Consider the following 14,364-nt stretch of genomic DNA (forward strand, 5'->3'; position numbering starts at 1 on the left):
GGCCGGGGTGCTCGGGCACCCCGGCCGCCGCCGTGCTGTGCTCCCGTCCGCCGCGCCGCCTCCGGCGCCCGGCCCCTTGTACCGCTTGTACCGCCGCCCCTCGGCCCCCGTCGCCCGGCTCGCGCCGCCCGGCTTCGGGGGCCGCCGGATTCTGCCGGACGGGGCGCGATTCCGGTCGACGGGGGGCGCAGTTCTTGCCGGAGGGGGAGCGCCGGGCGCACCCCCGCGGGAGGATTGTCAGTGGCTCCCGGTAGCGTTTCGGTGGAAACGAGGAGTGGGCGGGCATCGACGGCAAAGTCACCATGCGGTGGTCAGCCCCGTCGGCACGCCTCTGGGAGCGCTGGTCCGCCGTGGTCGCGGCGAGGCGGCATCGAGCGTCGGAGACAAGGAAGGGCGGCGAACTGCCGTGTATCGCTGGGAGATCACCCGGGCCGCACTGGCGCAGCGTGTTTTCGCCATCGTCCGCAGCGAGACCTACGACGAGGCGAGCGCCACGGCGGACACCCTGCTGTCGGCCGGTATCACCAGCCTGGAGATATCCCTGACCACCCCGTTCGCGCTGGAGGCGGTCACCACCCTCACCCGCGAGCTGGGCGATGACGCGGTCATCGGCGCGGGCACGGTCCTTGACGCCGCGTCGGCCCGGATGGCCGTGGACGCCGGCGCCCGCTTCCTGGTCTCACCGAGCCTGGACGCCGAGGTCATCCGCACCGGCCACCGCTACGGCGTCCCGGTCTTTCCCGGAGTGGCGACGCCGACGGAGATGGTGCGCGCCCTGGAGCTCGGCGCCGACGCGCTCAAGCTGTTCCCCGCCTCCGCGCACCAGCCGTCCTGGATCAAGGATGTCCGCGCCGCCCTGCCGCAGGCGCCGCTGCTGCCGACGGGCGGAGTGACGGTCGAGAGCGCACCGGAGTGGATCGCCGCGGGCGCCGTCGCCGTCGGGATGGGCTCGGCCCTCTCGGAGGGCGACCGCGACACGGTCGCCAAGCGCGCCGCCGACCTCCTCGCCCGCCTCGCCGACGCGGCACCCGACCGCCTGGCCCCGGACAGTACGACGGACCCGTACGGGATCTGAGGGGTTCCGGACGGCGGCCGGGCGGATCCACCCGGCGCGCTGGGCGGACCTGGACAGCGGCCGGGGGCCGTACGGCGGCTGAGCCGACCCGTACGGCGGTCGGGCGGACTCGTGCGGCGGCTGAGTGGTTGCGCACGACGACGGGGCGGCCCTGTACGACAGCCGGCGGCCCCGTACCGCGGCCGAGCGCGCCCGTACGGCGACCGAGGCGCGACCCTCGGGCCGGGGGCACGGCGCTCAGGCCCAGGCGCGGCCCGCCGGCCCGGGGTCCGGGCGCCGTTCCCTCCCGCCGTCCCACTGACCGGTCATGGGATGTACCCGGGCCGTGGGCTCTGCCACCCTGAGCGCTTCGGTCGCGTGACCGGGCCGCGCCGCCCGCTCCTGAGAGACGGGCGGCCGCCGAGGGCGCGCCCGAGCCGACCATGGGCCGCGCCCCGTCGTGGCCGGCCACCCCGCCGCGTACCGGAGCCGCCATGAAACGCGCCGCCACGCTCACCGTCCTCGCCTGCCTGCTGGCCGTCACCGCCGCCGCGCCGGCCGTGTCGCACACCTCCGCCCCGGCGCCCGGAGCCGCCCCCACCGCCGGCGGGACGGCGACGGCCGGCGCCCCCGCGGCCGCCACCCGGCACTCCCCGCGGCCGCCCACGCTCCTGGACGCCATCCCGCGGCGCGGGGTACTGCGCGTCTGCACCACCGGCGACTACCGCCCGTTCACCCAACTCGACCCCCGGACCGGCGCGTACCGCGGCATCGACATCGAGATGGCCGAGAACCTCGCCGCAAGCCTGGGCGCCGAGCCCCGCTACACCGCCACGACCTGGGCCACGCTCGTCGGCGATCTGACGGCCGGCCGCTGCGACATCGGCATGGGCGGCGTCTCGGTGACCCTCCCGCGCGCCCGCGCCGTGTACTTCAGCGAGCCGACGCGGACGGACGGCAAGACGCCCATCGTCCGCTGCGCCGACAAGGACAGGTACCGGACACTGGAGCAGATCGACCGGCCCGGGACCCGGGTGATCGTCAACCCCGGTGGCACCAACGAGGAGTTCGCCCGCGCACACCTCAAGGAGGCGTCGCTCACGGTCCACCCGGACAACACCACGATCTTCGACGAGATCATCGCGGGCCGCGCGGACGTGATGATGACGGACGCCAGCGAGACCCGCTACCAGGCCAAGATCCACCCCGAACTCTGCTCCGTCCACCCGGACCAGCCGTTCTCCTTCTCGGAGAAGGCATACGCCCTGCCCCGCGGTGACGACCAGTTCAAGGCGTATGTGGACCAGTGGGTGCACCTCGCGACACACGACGGGACGTACCAGAAGTACGAGGACGCGTGGGTCATGCCTGGGTCAGCTTCTCGGCCGTGAACGACCGAGCTTGTCGAGTCAGCCGTCCACGACCTTGTCGCGCTCCCGACTGGCTCCCGCCTGACCCCTACGACAGGGCGGTCTCGGGTCGCGTCTCCCGGGCCCAGCGCACCACGGTGCGCTGGGCTGACATGCGGATGACTGTGCCGCGGGTGTTACTGCTCCGGAGCGGCCTCCTGGTGGCGGGTGGCGTGGAGGCTGCCGAGCAGCGAGAGCGCCTGGGCGCTGGGGCTGCCCGGTTCGGCGTGGTAGATCACCAGCCGCTGGCCCGGCGCCCCGCGGACATCGAAGGTCTGGTAGGTGAGGTCGAGGGGCCCGACGTCGGGGTGCAGCAGTTCCTTGCCGTCACGGGACTTGCCGTGCACGGTGTGCGAGGACCACAGGGCGGCGAACTCCTCGCTCTCCTCGGTCAGGGAGCCGACGAGGTCGTGCAGTCGCCGGTAGTGCGGGTCCAGGCCCGTGGCGTGGCGCAGTCCGGCCACGACCGCCTCCGCTGCCCGCCCCCACTGCGAGAAGAAGCTCCGGGCGGCCGGGTCGAGGAAGGTCATGCGGGCCATGTTGTCCATGTCCTCGAACGGTGCGAACAGCGCGTCGGCCAGAGCGTTCGAAGCCAGGAAGTCGTTGGCCGGGTTCAGGACGAACGCCGCGGCCTTCGGATACCCGTCCAGCAGCTGCCGCAGCGCAGGACTGACCGCTTCCCTCGGCTGCGGCCGTACCCCCTCCGGCGCGGTGCCCGCCAGCCGGAACATGTGCTCCCGCGCTTCGTCGTCCATCCGCAGCGCACCGCTGATCGCTTCGAGGATCTGCGGGGAAGGGCCGCGCTCACGGCCCTGTTCGAGACGGGCGTAGTAGTCGCTGTTCATACCGGCCAGGACGGCTACCTCCTCCCGCCGCAGCCCCGGCACCCGGCGGGCGCCGTAGGAGGTGAGCCCGACGTCGTCGGGCCGCAGGCGGGCGCGGTGGGCGCGCAGGAAATCTCCTAGATCGTTGCTGGGCACCCCGCCAGGCTAAGCCGCCCCCTGCCCCGCGTGCCTGGGTGCGCCGTACCCAGGCACCACCCGGCCTGGCTCCCCGCCCCCCGCCCGCCCACGCTGGTGATCAGCACCCGCGGACAAGAAGGGCCGCATGGTGAGGAAGGGGCCGGACCCGCCGGAGGAAGCCCCAGGCGAAGGACCGGCGACGCGGACGTGGCAGGGATGCGGGTGACCGCGGACGGGCACATCCGGCAGGAACTCCGCGCCGACGGCCGCCACGACGAAGCGCGCGGCAACTGCCGCAGCGCCTGCACCGGTTGCTGCACGGTGACCGGCAACCACCTCGACCACGTCCACGACACCGGCTTCACCGACACCGGCGACCTCCGCACGAGCGGGTAGACGGCCCCGCCTCGGACGGCCCCGCCTGGTACGGAAGCAGGGATCAGACAGCGGCCGGACGTCGGGTCCCGGACTGCCCGGGGCCCAGCCACGGCCGACCGGTCCGGCACCGCAACGGCGACGGCCCCGGCCCCGACGCCGGCCCGGCCCGTGGCCGCCGACGCGAAGCTCAGGATGTCCGGTGGGGAGCGCGACGGCCCAGGTCCGGAAAGTCGCCAGCGCAAGCCGGGCGAACGCCACCCGGGCCCTGCCGCCTTCTGCGCCGTCAGGGTCCGCTCGCGGTGGGGTGACGGGGCGGGGCGGGGTCTGCGGGAGCGTGGGGCGTGCCAGGACGGCGCCCGGAGTGCGGGAGTGCCTGGGCAGCGGGCCGCTCGGAGGGGACGGGGAGAAGCCACCCCCACCCACCCTTGTCCGGACAATGTGACCTCTGGACTTCCCGTCATCTGCGCGGGCGGATACGCTCGCGACCGTGGGGAAACGCGAGACAGGTACCGCGGGCGCCGAGAGCCCCGTTCAGTTCAGCGTGGACCGGAGCAGTCCGGTCCCGCTGTATTTCCAGCTTGCCCAGCAGCTGGAAGCCGCGATCGAGAACGGCAAGCTGGCTCCCGGCAGCCTGCTCGGCAACGAGATCGAGCTGGCCGGCCGGCTCGGCCTGTCCCGGCCGACCGTGCGGCAGGCGATCCAGTCGCTGGTCGACAAGGGGCTGCTGGTCCGGCGGCGCGGTATCGGTACCCAGGTCGTCCACAGCCAGGTCAAGCGCCCGCTGGAGCTGAGCAGCCTCTACGACGATCTGGAGGCCGCCGGGCAGAAGCCCGCCACCCGGGTGCTGCGCAACGTCATCACTCAGGCGGACGCCGAGATCGCCGCCGCGCTGGGCATCGCCGAGGGGGCGGACGTGGTGCTCGTCGAGCGACTGCGGCTCGCCCACGGTGAGCCCGTCGCGCATCTGCGCAACCACATTCCGGCCGGTCTGCTGGAGCTGGAGACCGCCCGGCTGGAGGAGACCGGTCTGTACCGCATGATGCGGTCGGCCGGGATCACCCTGCACAGTGCCCGGCAGGCGGTCGGCGCGCGGGCCGCGACCGCCGAGGAGGCGGCGCGGCTCGACGAGCCCGAGGGCGCCCCGCTGCTCACGATGGAGCGGACCACCTTCGACGACACCGGGCGCGCCGTCGAGTTCGGCTCACACGTCTACCGCGCGTCCCGCTACGCCTTCGAGTTCCAGCTGCTCGTCCGCCCCTGAGCGCGGCCGGGCGGGCCGGGCCGGGCGTGCCGCCCACCGCGTCCACGCCACGTCCCCGTCCTTGGTCGCCCGTCGGAGGGACGCCGGTTCACGCACCGGATAATCGAACTCCGCGTCAGAATGTTCAGACAAACCATTGACGTGGCTCTGTCAGCACCGTTAGAACTCCCCCAACCGTCATTCCGGCGGCCGGGGAGGAAAGGCGGTTCCACGATGCTCTGCGTGCGTACGGCTCGACCCGGATTCCGCGGTGCGGCCGCCCTGCTGGCGGCTCTCGCACTGGTCGCCGGGTGCAGCGGCTCCGGCGGCAAGCACGGCGGGACGGGCGCGGGCCGCCGGATCGCCGATACGCCCCGGATGACCTTCGCGATGGTCAGCCACGCCGGTACCGGCGACACCTTCTGGAACATCGTGCGCAACGGCGCCGAACAGGCCGCGGCCAAGGACAATGTGAAGTTCCTCTACGCCAACGACGAGGACGGCGCGGAACAGGCCGAGGCGGTGGAGTCCTATATCGACCAGAAGGTCGACGGGCTGATCGTCACCCTCGCCGAGCCGGCGGCCGTCAAGGCGGCCGTCCGCAAGGCCGTCACGCGGGGCATACCGGTCATCACCGTCAGCGCCGGCGGCCGGTTCTCCCGGGAGTACGGGGCGCTGACGCATATCGGCCAGGACGACACGGCGGCCGGGCGGGAGGCCGGCGCGGAGCTGGCCGCCCGGCACGCCAAGAAGGCCCTCTGCGTCCTCCACGAGCAGGGCGACGCGTCGCTGGCGGACCGCTGCGCCGGTGTCCGCAAGGGCTTCCACGGGCCGGTCGCGAACCTCACCGTCGACGGCGCCGACGCGTCCGCCGCCCGGTCCGCCGTCGCGGCCGCGCTCCGGGCCGACCGGTCCATCGACGCGGTCGTCACCCTCGGAGCGCCGATGGCGGCGCGCGCCGCCGAGGCCAGGAAGCAGGCGGGCAGCACCGCGCAGCTGGCGACCTTCGACCTGGACGCCACCGTCGTACGGCTCCTCAAGACCAAGGACCTGGCCTTCGCCGTCGACCAGCAGCCCTACCTCCAGGGGTACGAGGCGGTGGACCTGCTCTGGCTCGACAAGGTCAACGGCAATGTGCTCGGCGGCGGCCGGCCGGTGCTCACCGGTCCCACCCTGGTCACCGCCAAGGACGTACCGAAGCTCGCGGAGTACACCGGACGCGGCACCCGGTGACCGCGTACGGGGTCGCGGGACCCGATGAATCCGCACCGGTCGGCCGTAACGGATACTTGGGCGGTTGGTGCCGGGCAACCGGTGCCCGTGCGCGTCACCGCGCACACCACACAGCGTGACATCAGCGGGAAGGGCAAGACCTCGTGGTAAGGGTTCGCAGAGGGGCGCGCGTCGTGAGCGCCGTGCTGGCAGCGGTGCTCGGCGCCTCCCTGGCGGGGTGCAGCAGCACCGGGGGCAAGCGCGCGGAGGACGAACGCGCCGCCAAGGCCGCCGGCGGCAGGGCCGCCGTGGACACCCCTCGGTGGACCTTCGCGATGGTCACCCATTCGGGCGCCGGCGACAGCTTCTGGGACATCGTGCAGAACGGCGCCAAGCAGGCCGCGGCCAAGGACAACATCAAGTTCGTCTACGCGAACGACGAGGAAGCCGCGCGGCAGAGCCAGCTCGTCCAGTCCTACATCGACGCGAAGGTCGACGGGCTGATCGTGACGCTGGCCAAGCCGGACGCCATGAAGGACGTCGTCGCCAAGGCCGAGAAGGCCGGCATCCCGGTGGTCACGGTGAACTCCGGCTCCGCGGAGTCCAAGGCGTTCGGCGCGCTCAGCCATATCGGCCAGGACGAGACGGTGGCCGGTGAGGCGGTCGGCGAGGAGCTGAACCGGCGCGGCCGGAAGAAGGCGCTCTGCGTCCTGCACGAGCAGGGCAACGTCGGCCACGAGCAGCGCTGCGACGGGGCGAAGAAGAGCTTCAAGGGCGAGATGCAGAAGCTGTACGTCGAGGGCACCAACATGCCCGATGTGCAGTCCTCCATCGAGTCCAAGCTCCAGGCGGACAGCGCCATCGACTCCGTCATCACCCTCGGCGCACCGTTCGCCCCCACCGCCGTCAAGGCCAAGGAGCAGGCCGGCAGCAAGGCCGAGATCGACACCTTCGACCTCAACGCGCAGGTGGCGGCCGGCCTCCAGGACGGTTCGCTCGGCTTCGCCGTCGACCAGCAGCCCTACCTCCAGGGCTACCAGGCGGTGGACCTGCTCTGGCTCTACAAGTACAACTCCGATGTCCTCGGCGGCGGCAAACCGGTGCTCACCGGACCCCAGGTGATCACCAAGAAGGACGCCGCGGCGCTCCAGGAGTACACGAAGCGGGGAACGCGATGAGCAGCACCGCCATACCGTCATCGGCCCCGTCGGGCCCGCCGGCGGGGGACGCGGCCGATGACGGGCTGGTGCGCCGTTCGCCGGTGCGCCGCCTGATGGGCCGCCCCGAGCTGGGCTCGGTCGTCGGCGCCATCGCCGTCTTCATCTTCTTCTCGGCCGTCGCGGAACCCTTCCTGCGGGCGTCCAGCCTCTCCACCGTGCTCTACGCGTCCTCGACGATCGGCATCATGGCCGTGCCGGTGGCGCTGCTGATGATCGGCGGCGAATTCGATCTGTCGGCCGGTGTGATGGTCGTCAGCTCGGCGCTGATCTCGTCCATGGTCAGCTACCAGCTGACGGCCAACACCTGGGTCGGCGTCGGTGTATCGCTGCTGGTCACCCTGGCCATCGGCTTCTTCAACGGCTTCCTGCTGACCCGGACGAAACTGCCCAGCTTCCTCATCACGCTCGGCACCTTCTTCATGCTGACCGGCCTCAATCTCGGCTTCACCAAGCTGATCAGCGGCACCGTCTCGACGAAGTCCATCGCCGATATGGAGGGCTTCGCCTCGGCCCGTGCGCTCTTCGCGTCCCGGCTGACCCTGGGCGGGGTGGACATCCAGATCACCATCCTGTGGTGGATCGTGCTGGTCGCGGTGGCCACCTGGATCCTGCTGCGCACCCGCGTCGGCAACTGGATCTTCGCGGTGGGCGGCGGCGCGGACGCCTCCCGCGCGGTCGGTGTCCCGGTGGTCAAGACCAAGATCGGCCTCTATATGGGGGTCGCCTTCGCCGCCTGGGTCTCCGGCCAGCACCTGCTGTTCTCGTACGACGCGATCCAGTCCGGCGACGGCGTGGGCAACGAGTTCCTCTACATCATCGCGGCGGCGGTCGGCGGCTGTCTGATGACCGGTGGCTACGGCTCGGCGATCGGCGCCGCCGTCGGTGCCTTCATCTTCGGCATGACCAGCAAGGGCATCGTCTACGCGCAGTGGAACCCGGACTGGTACAAGTTCTTCCTCGGGGCGATGCTGCTGCTCGCCACGCTCCTGAACGCATGGATCCGCAAGCGCGCGGAGGCGAAGGCATGACGGCCCTGGTCGAGCTCACCGACGTCAGCAAGTACTACGGCAGCATCCGGGCGCTGGAGGGGGTGTCCCTGGAGGTGCACGCGGGGGAGATCTCCTGTGTGCTCGGTGACAACGGCGCCGGCAAATCCACCCTCATCAAGATCATCTCGGGGCTGCACCAGCACGACGCCGGATCCTTCACCATCGAGGGCGAGGAGGCGCGGCTCGGCTCCCCGCGCGAGGCGCTGGACCGCGGTATCGCCACCGTCTACCAGGACCTGGCGGTGGTCCCCCTGATGCCGGTGTGGCGGAACTTCTTCCTGGGCTCCGAGCCCACCAAGGGCCGCGGCCCCTTCGCCCGCCTCGACGTCCACACCATGCGCGAGACCACCCGCAGCGAGCTGCTGCGGATGGGCATCGACCTGCGCGATGTCGACCAGCCGATCGGCACCCTCTCGGGCGGCGAGCGGCAGTGCGTCGCCATCGCCCGCGCCGTGTACTTCGGCGCCAAGGTCCTGGTCCTGGACGAGCCGACCGCGGCGCTCGGCGTCAAGCAGTCCGGCGTCGTCCTCAAGTACGTCGCGGCCGCGCGCGACGCCGGTCTCGGCGTGGTGTTGATCACCCATAATCCGCACCACGCCTATCTCGTCGGCGACCGCTTCGTCCTGCTCAAGCGCGGCACGATGGCCGGCAGCCACGCCAAGTCGGAGATCGCCCTGGACGAGCTGACCCGCCAAATGGCGGGCGGCAGCGAGCTGGAGCAGCTCAGCCATGAACTGTCCCGCTCGGCGACCCCGCAGTTCCCCGGCGGCCACCGGCCCGACTGACCCGGCCCGCACCCCGTGGCCGGTCCGCCGCCCCGCGCGGGCCGCCCGCCCCTGGCCGCGGTGCGCCGGACGCCGCGCGTGATGCACAATCGCAGCGGACCATGCACGCCGAGGCCCCGGCCTCCCTAGACCCGCAGGGACGAGACGACTCTTGCGAGCACGCAGCCGCCGCGACCGTCACGGCAGCCGTAACGGCGAAGAGGTGGGCCGATGAGTACGTATCGGGAACGGGTGCACCGCGGGTCGGCGAGAGCCACCGTGCTGCGCACGGTCGGCACCCGCGAGCGGCGTTCGCTGCTGACCGCGCCGCGGGTGCCCACCGTCGGCATCGACATCGGCGGCACCAAGGTCATGGCCGGTGTCGTCGACGCCGACGGCACCATCCTGGAGAAGGTCCGCACCGAGACGCCGGACAAGTCCAAGAGCCCCAAGGTCGTCGAGGACACCATCACCGAGCTGGTGCTGGACCTCTCCGACCGGCACGATGTGCACGCGGTGGGCATCGGCGCGGCCGGCTGGGTCGACGCCGACCGCAGCAAGGTGCTGTTCGCCCCGCACCTGAACTGGCGCAACGAACCGCTGCGCGACCGGCTCGCCGGGCGCCTCGCGGTGCCGGTCATGGTCGACAACGACGCCAACACCGCCGCCTGGGCGGAATGGCGGTTCGGCGCCGGCCGCGGCGAGGACCACCTCGTCATGATCACCCTCGGTACCGGCATCGGCGGCGCGATCCTGGAGGACGGCCAGGTCAAGCGGGGCAAGTACGGCGTGGCCGGTGAGTTCGGCCATATGCAGGTCGTCCCCGGCGGCCACCGCTGCCCGTGCGGCAACCGCGGCTGCTGGGAGCAGTACAGCTCCGGTAACGCCCTGGTGCGCGAGGCCCGCGAGCTGGCCGCGGCCGACTCCCCGGTCGCGTACAACATCATCGAACGGGTCGGCGGGCGCGTCGGCGACATCACCGGACCGCTGATCACCGAGCTGGCCCGGGAGGGCGACGCGATGTGCGTCGAACTCCTCCAGGACATCGGCCAGTGGCTCGGCGTCGGCATCGCCAACCTCGCCGCCGCCCTCGACCCCTCCTGCTTCGTCATCGGCGGTGGCGTCAGCGCCGCCGACGATCTGCTGATCGGCCCCGCCCGGGACGCCTTCCGGCGCCAGCTCACCGGCCGCGGCTACCGCCCCGAGGCCCGGATCGCCAAGGCCCAGCTGGGCCCCGAGGCCGGTATGGTCGGCGCCGCGGACCTCGCCCGGCTGGTCGCCCGCCGCTTCCGGCGCGCCAACCGCCGCCGCGTCGAGCGGTACGAGCGCTACGAACGGTCCGGCCGCCGATGACCGAACCGGACCCGCACGTGCACGACGACCACCTCGCCGGGCCGCCGCGCGGCAAACGCCCCCGCCCCTGGCTGATGGCGCTGATCGTCTTCCTGCTGATCACGATCCCGGCCGGCTATATCGTCATCTCCGCCGAGCAGAGCCGCGACAGCGGCGAGGGCAAGGAGCAGGAGGCCGCGGCCACCGGTCTGACCAACGGTTTCCCCTCCAAGGTCCAGCAGCGGATCTACAACGTCCCGGTCCCCGTCGGCTCCACCCCGGTCTACTACTACGAGTCCAACTCCTGGCAGACCAGCTCGCTGTTCGTGCAGTTCAGGACGGACGACCGGGGGCTCGACAAGTTCCTGACGAAGGTCGGCACCACGGCCGAGGACCTCAATTCGGGCCCGCCCACCATCGCGCCCGAACAGGCCGCGAAGGTCGGCTGGGACTTCACCACCGACCGGCGGTGGACCGGCACCAGCCACGAGAAGAAGGCCCCGCAGCCCTCACAACGGATCATGGTCAGCCACGACGAACCCGGCCATCCGGTCGTCTACACCGTCTCGACCATTACGTTCTGAACCGCCCGGCCGCCGGCTTCTGACCAGGGCGCCAGGGGCACGCGGCGCGGTCGGTGGGGGCCGGGGAGCGAGCGGAGCGACCAGCACCGGATCGACGGCCCCGGTGGCGCTCCCGTACTCGTACCGGGTGCCGCGCTCGGGACCACCCGGCACACGTCATCGCGACTGTCCGGGAGCGTCCCGCCGATGCAGGACGGGAGCTCGGTGCCAGGGCGGGGCCGCACGGTCCGGGGAGCACGGGTCCGGCGAGCCGGGCGAGCCTGTCCTGGAGCCCGACGGTGAACCGGTACCGCGTGCCGGTTCCCCGTACACAGCGGCCGGAGCGGCGCTGCGGGTGCCGAATCGCGTGTGGTGGGCGAAGCTGGTGTTTCCGGTGTGCAGAACCGCCGTACAGCGGGAGGTGCATTGTGAGGCGCACGTATTCTGCCGGGGTTGCCGTCGTCACCGTCGCCGTACTCTTCGCCGGTGCGGGGTCCGCGTACGCGGCCGGCACCCCTGTCCAAGACCCTGTCGTACGCACGGCCACAGCGGCCCCGGCGGCCACGACACCGTTGCCCACACAGCGGCAGATCGCGGCCCTGTTCGACCGGTGGAACGCGGCCCTGGCGACGGGTGATGCGAACCGTGTCGCAGACCTCTACGCCCCCGGTGCGGTGCTGTTGCCGACCCTGTCGGCCCGGCTGCGCACCGACCGGAACGCGATCGTCGACTACTTCAAGCACTTCCTCGACAGCAAACCCGTCGGCAGGATCCAGGAGCGGTTCATCCACGTCCTGGGCCCCACCGCCGCCGTCGACACCGGCCTCTACCAGTTCACGCTGACCAACAAGGACGGCACCAAGTCCAAGGTCGACGCCCGCTACACCTTCGTCTACGAGCTGCGGGGAGGACGGTGGCTGATCATCAACCACCACTCCTCGGTGGTCCCGTCCGGCGGCTGACCGCGCGCTCCCGGCTCGGGGCCGAGGCCGCAGGAACTGGACAGCCTCCACAGCGCTGTTGCGCACCAGAGGAAGCCACGACCGCACTGCCGTGACGCGCGGCGCGGCCCGTTCTCCCCATCCTCCGGCTCCGTGCCCGGGGTGGCGCAACTGGGTGGAGGTGGCACGGGCCGGCGGACCGGTGAGGCGCCCCAGCCGGTGGGGTGACCGGGCCGGCCGCCGTGCGAGCGGGATTGTTGAGCACCTGTCATGACCTTGGTACAGAACCGTCGAGGCGAACTCACCTGTCGTCGGTAGCCTTTGGGCTCCTTGTCGGCCCCACGGAACGGTGTGTTCATGGCCAAGCTGATCGTCCTGCTCCTCGGCTTCGCGGTGATCTTCTCGGTGATCGCCTTCAAGGGCGGGAATCCGCTGGTCGGCGTCCTGTTCGCCGTGGTGGCGGCCGCTCCGGTCCTCTACCTCGGCTATTTCCTGGTGAGCAGGCGCAGGTCCGGCGGGGCGCCCGGCCAGGCCCCGCAGCCCGAACAGCGCCGGCGGCGGACGCTGTTCGTCCGGGTGACCGCGGTGGTCATGGTGGCGGTGGTCGGCTACGGCGTCTACTGGGTGCTGTTCGAGCCGAAGGCCAACGACAAGGCGCTCAGCCGTGTCTCCGACTTCGAGACCGGCTGCGGCGCCGGCCTGGCCCGCAAGTACTTCCCGCAGGCGGCCGACCGCACCGGCACGGGCCCGCACCCGATCGCGATGTTCACCATCAGCGAGTCCGGTGCCCCCCGGTCCCTCTACCCGGCCTCCGGCACAGCGGACTACTGGAGCGGAAACACACTCGACCCGCACCGGGTCCAGCTCATCGCCTGCCTGGACACCCCCGACGAGGGCGAGTTCCTGACCGACTGCAAGTTCACGTCGGACACCATCAAGCTGTACCGCGGCGTGTACGACGTCACCGTGTACGAGGCCAGGACGGGCAAGAAGGTCGGCAGCGAGCAGCTGCGCGGCTCCGGGAAGCCCAACTGCCCGGGACTGGTCTACCTCAAGAAGGGCACCGACAGCCTCCACACCGAGCCCGAATTCGCCGACTACCAGGCCGTGTTGCGCAAGTACGTCGACAACTGACCCGGAGGGACGGGACGGCCGCCGGGCCGGGCACGGTCGTGCACCCACGACGGCTGCACCCCTCCCGGGCGTGCTTCGGTACCACGTGGCTATCGCAGTGACACTTCGGCCACGCACGAAGCGTTCGGTTTCTATGCTTCACGTCATGAACACCACATACCTCGGGGTCCCGCCCGCAGCGGCGGCCGGCACTCGCACCGCCATCGAGCCGGGCACCTCGTACTCCGGGACTCCGGTGCGGCTCGTCCCGATGCGGCATCAGGACGGATCGCGGCCCTCGCGCTCCGCCGCGTCCGGCGGTGGCACCGGTTCCATGAAATCGGGCGCGGCGTGACGGTGGGGGAGATACTCGCCGTCTTCGGAGCGGGCATGAGCGCCGGAGCCATCAACGCGGTCGTCGGTTCCGGGACACTGATCACCTTTCCCGTTCTGCTCGCGGTCGGCCTGCCGCCCGTCACCGCCACGGTCTCCAACGCACTCGGCCTGATCCCCGGCTCGATCAGCGGAGCCATCGGCTACCGCAAGGAACTCGTCGGCCAGCGCCGGCGCCTCCTGAAATGGAGCGCCGGCGCCCTGCTCGGCGGCCTCACGGGTGCCACGCTCCTGCTGGCCCTGCCCGCCACGGCATTCGAGAGGATCGTGCCGGTCCTGGTGGGCCTGGCTCTCGTCCTGGTCGTCCTCCAGCCCCGGATCAGCAGAATCCTGCGGCGCCGCCGCGAACTGACCGGCACCTCCGCACGCCCCGACGGTGGCCTGCCGCTGCTCACCGGACTGACCCTGGCCAGCGTCTACGGCGGCTACTTCGCCGCGGCCCAGGGAATCATCTACATGTCCCTGATGGGCACGCTCCTCGACGACAGCATGCAACGTCTCAACGCCTTCAAGAACGTTCTCGCCGCCGTCGTCAACACCGTCGCCGCGTTCTTCTTCCTCTTCGTCGCGGACTTCGACTGGACGGCCGTCGCCCTCCTCGCGGTCGGTTCCGCCATCGGCGGCCAGATCGGGGCCACGGCGGGCCGCCGTCTGAGTCCCGTACTCCTGCGCACCCTCATCGTGGCAGTCGGGACCGTGGGCATCGTCCAGATGCTGCTTCGCTGAGCCACGGC

At 71.6% G+C, this 14,364-nt stretch carries 15 protein-coding genes; 14 read left to right on the top strand and 1 reads right to left on the bottom strand.

All coding sequences use genetic code 11. From position 1 onward, the window contains the following. Positions 1-406 precede the first annotated feature (406 nt). Both ACLJWH_RS40265 and ACLJWH_RS40270 read left to right on the top strand, forming a co-directional pair. The gene (locus ACLJWH_RS40265; protein WP_411146786.1) at positions 407-1,075 is read left to right on the top strand and encodes a bifunctional 4-hydroxy-2-oxoglutarate aldolase/2-dehydro-3-deoxy-phosphogluconate aldolase; all 669 of its coding nucleotides are present in this window, start codon (positions 407-409) and stop codon (positions 1,073-1,075) included. A 473-nt stretch (positions 1,076-1,548) separates the two neighbouring features. Beyond that, positions 1,549-2,445 (top strand): transporter substrate-binding domain-containing protein, encoded by an 897-nt coding sequence (locus ACLJWH_RS40270; protein WP_411146787.1) that lies wholly within the window; start codon positions 1,549-1,551, stop codon positions 2,443-2,445. 155 nt (positions 2,446-2,600) lie between these two features. Here ACLJWH_RS40270 and ACLJWH_RS40275 read toward each other — a convergent pair whose 3' ends face one another. Continuing rightward, positions 2,601-3,443, bottom strand: a complete 843-nt coding sequence (locus ACLJWH_RS40275; protein ID WP_411146788.1) for a helix-turn-helix transcriptional regulator — start codon at positions 3,441-3,443, stop codon at positions 2,601-2,603. A gap of 198 nt (positions 3,444-3,641) precedes the next feature. On the opposite strand from ACLJWH_RS40275, the gene ACLJWH_RS40280 reads away from it, so the two are divergent. From ACLJWH_RS40280 to ACLJWH_RS40335, 12 genes are all read left to right on the top strand, one after another. After that, a complete protein-coding gene (locus ACLJWH_RS40280; RefSeq protein WP_411146814.1) occupies positions 3,642-3,821 on the top strand; it encodes an Atu4866 domain-containing protein in 180 nt (59 codons plus the stop codon). A gap of 523 nt (positions 3,822-4,344) precedes the next feature. Then, the gene (locus ACLJWH_RS40285; protein WP_387807193.1) at positions 4,345-5,064 is read left to right on the top strand and encodes a GntR family transcriptional regulator; all 720 of its coding nucleotides are present in this window, start codon (positions 4,345-4,347) and stop codon (positions 5,062-5,064) included. A gap of 213 nt (positions 5,065-5,277) precedes the next feature. Further along, the gene (locus ACLJWH_RS40290) at positions 5,278-6,276 is read left to right on the top strand and encodes a substrate-binding domain-containing protein (protein ID WP_411146789.1); all 999 of its coding nucleotides are present in this window, start codon (positions 5,278-5,280) and stop codon (positions 6,274-6,276) included. A 182-nt stretch (positions 6,277-6,458) separates the two neighbouring features. Then, positions 6,459-7,433 (top strand): sugar ABC transporter substrate-binding protein, encoded by a 975-nt coding sequence (locus ACLJWH_RS40295; RefSeq protein WP_411146815.1) that lies wholly within the window; start codon positions 6,459-6,461, stop codon positions 7,431-7,433. Beyond that, positions 7,430-8,503 carry an ABC transporter permease gene (locus ACLJWH_RS40300; protein WP_411146790.1) on the top strand — a complete coding sequence of 358 codons (1,074 nt, stop codon included), beginning with the start codon at positions 7,430-7,432 and terminating at the stop codon, positions 8,501-8,503. Before ACLJWH_RS40295 ends, ACLJWH_RS40300 begins: the two co-directional genes overlap by 4 nt. Beyond that, positions 8,500-9,309 carry an ATP-binding cassette domain-containing protein gene (locus ACLJWH_RS40305; RefSeq protein WP_411146791.1) on the top strand — a complete coding sequence of 270 codons (810 nt, stop codon included), beginning with the start codon at positions 8,500-8,502 and terminating at the stop codon, positions 9,307-9,309. The genes ACLJWH_RS40300 and ACLJWH_RS40305 overlap by 4 nt, the downstream gene beginning before the upstream one ends. A gap of 210 nt (positions 9,310-9,519) precedes the next feature. Then, the gene (locus ACLJWH_RS40310; protein ID WP_052856858.1) at positions 9,520-10,641 is read left to right on the top strand and encodes an ROK family glucokinase; all 1,122 of its coding nucleotides are present in this window, start codon (positions 9,520-9,522) and stop codon (positions 10,639-10,641) included. Beyond that, the gene (locus ACLJWH_RS40315; RefSeq protein WP_411146792.1) at positions 10,638-11,204 is read left to right on the top strand and encodes a hypothetical protein; all 567 of its coding nucleotides are present in this window, start codon (positions 10,638-10,640) and stop codon (positions 11,202-11,204) included. Before ACLJWH_RS40310 ends, ACLJWH_RS40315 begins: the two co-directional genes overlap by 4 nt. Before the next feature lie 407 nt (positions 11,205-11,611). Continuing rightward, positions 11,612-12,145: an SgcJ/EcaC family oxidoreductase gene (locus ACLJWH_RS40320; RefSeq protein ID WP_411146793.1), complete on the top strand. Its 534-nt coding sequence runs from the start codon at positions 11,612-11,614 to the stop codon at positions 12,143-12,145. A gap of 336 nt (positions 12,146-12,481) precedes the next feature. Then, complete coding sequence (locus tag ACLJWH_RS40325) at positions 12,482-13,258, top strand: hypothetical protein (protein WP_411146794.1); 777 nt, start codon at positions 12,482-12,484, stop codon at positions 13,256-13,258. A gap of 145 nt (positions 13,259-13,403) precedes the next feature. Beyond that, the gene (locus tag ACLJWH_RS40330) at positions 13,404-13,592 is read left to right on the top strand and encodes a hypothetical protein (RefSeq protein ID WP_411146795.1); all 189 of its coding nucleotides are present in this window, start codon (positions 13,404-13,406) and stop codon (positions 13,590-13,592) included. A 35-nt stretch (positions 13,593-13,627) separates the two neighbouring features. Then, on the top strand, positions 13,628-14,356 hold the full coding sequence (locus tag ACLJWH_RS40335; protein ID WP_411146796.1) for a sulfite exporter TauE/SafE family protein: 729 nt from the start codon (positions 13,628-13,630) through the stop codon (positions 14,354-14,356). The last annotated feature ends 8 nt before the right edge of the window (positions 14,357-14,364 follow it).

The sequence above is a fragment of the Streptomyces sp. x-80 genome, from assembly GCF_046549095.1.
GTDB lineage: Bacteria > Actinomycetota > Actinomycetes > Streptomycetales > Streptomycetaceae > Streptomyces > Streptomyces celluloflavus.

Coding starts and splice junctions, on each gene's coding strand:
- ACLJWH_RS40270 (WP_411146787.1), top strand. CDS start 1,549: ATGAAACGCGCCGCCACGCTCACCGTCCTCGCCTGCCTGCTGGCCGTC.
- ACLJWH_RS40280 (WP_411146814.1), top strand. CDS start 3,642: ATGCGGGTGACCGCGGACGGGCACATCCGGCAGGAACTCCGCGCCGAC.
- ACLJWH_RS40290 (WP_411146789.1), top strand. CDS start 5,278: ATGCTCTGCGTGCGTACGGCTCGACCCGGATTCCGCGGTGCGGCCGCC.
- ACLJWH_RS40300 (WP_411146790.1), top strand. CDS start 7,430: ATGAGCAGCACCGCCATACCGTCATCGGCCCCGTCGGGCCCGCCGGCG.
- ACLJWH_RS40305 (WP_411146791.1), top strand. CDS start 8,500: ATGACGGCCCTGGTCGAGCTCACCGACGTCAGCAAGTACTACGGCAGC.
- ACLJWH_RS40310 (WP_052856858.1), top strand. CDS start 9,520: ATGAGTACGTATCGGGAACGGGTGCACCGCGGGTCGGCGAGAGCCACC.
- ACLJWH_RS40315 (WP_411146792.1), top strand. CDS start 10,638: ATGACCGAACCGGACCCGCACGTGCACGACGACCACCTCGCCGGGCCG.
- ACLJWH_RS40325 (WP_411146794.1), top strand. CDS start 12,482: ATGGCCAAGCTGATCGTCCTGCTCCTCGGCTTCGCGGTGATCTTCTCG.
- ACLJWH_RS40330 (WP_411146795.1), top strand. CDS start 13,404: ATGAACACCACATACCTCGGGGTCCCGCCCGCAGCGGCGGCCGGCACT.
- ACLJWH_RS40335 (WP_411146796.1), top strand. CDS start 13,628: ATGAGCGCCGGAGCCATCAACGCGGTCGTCGGTTCCGGGACACTGATC.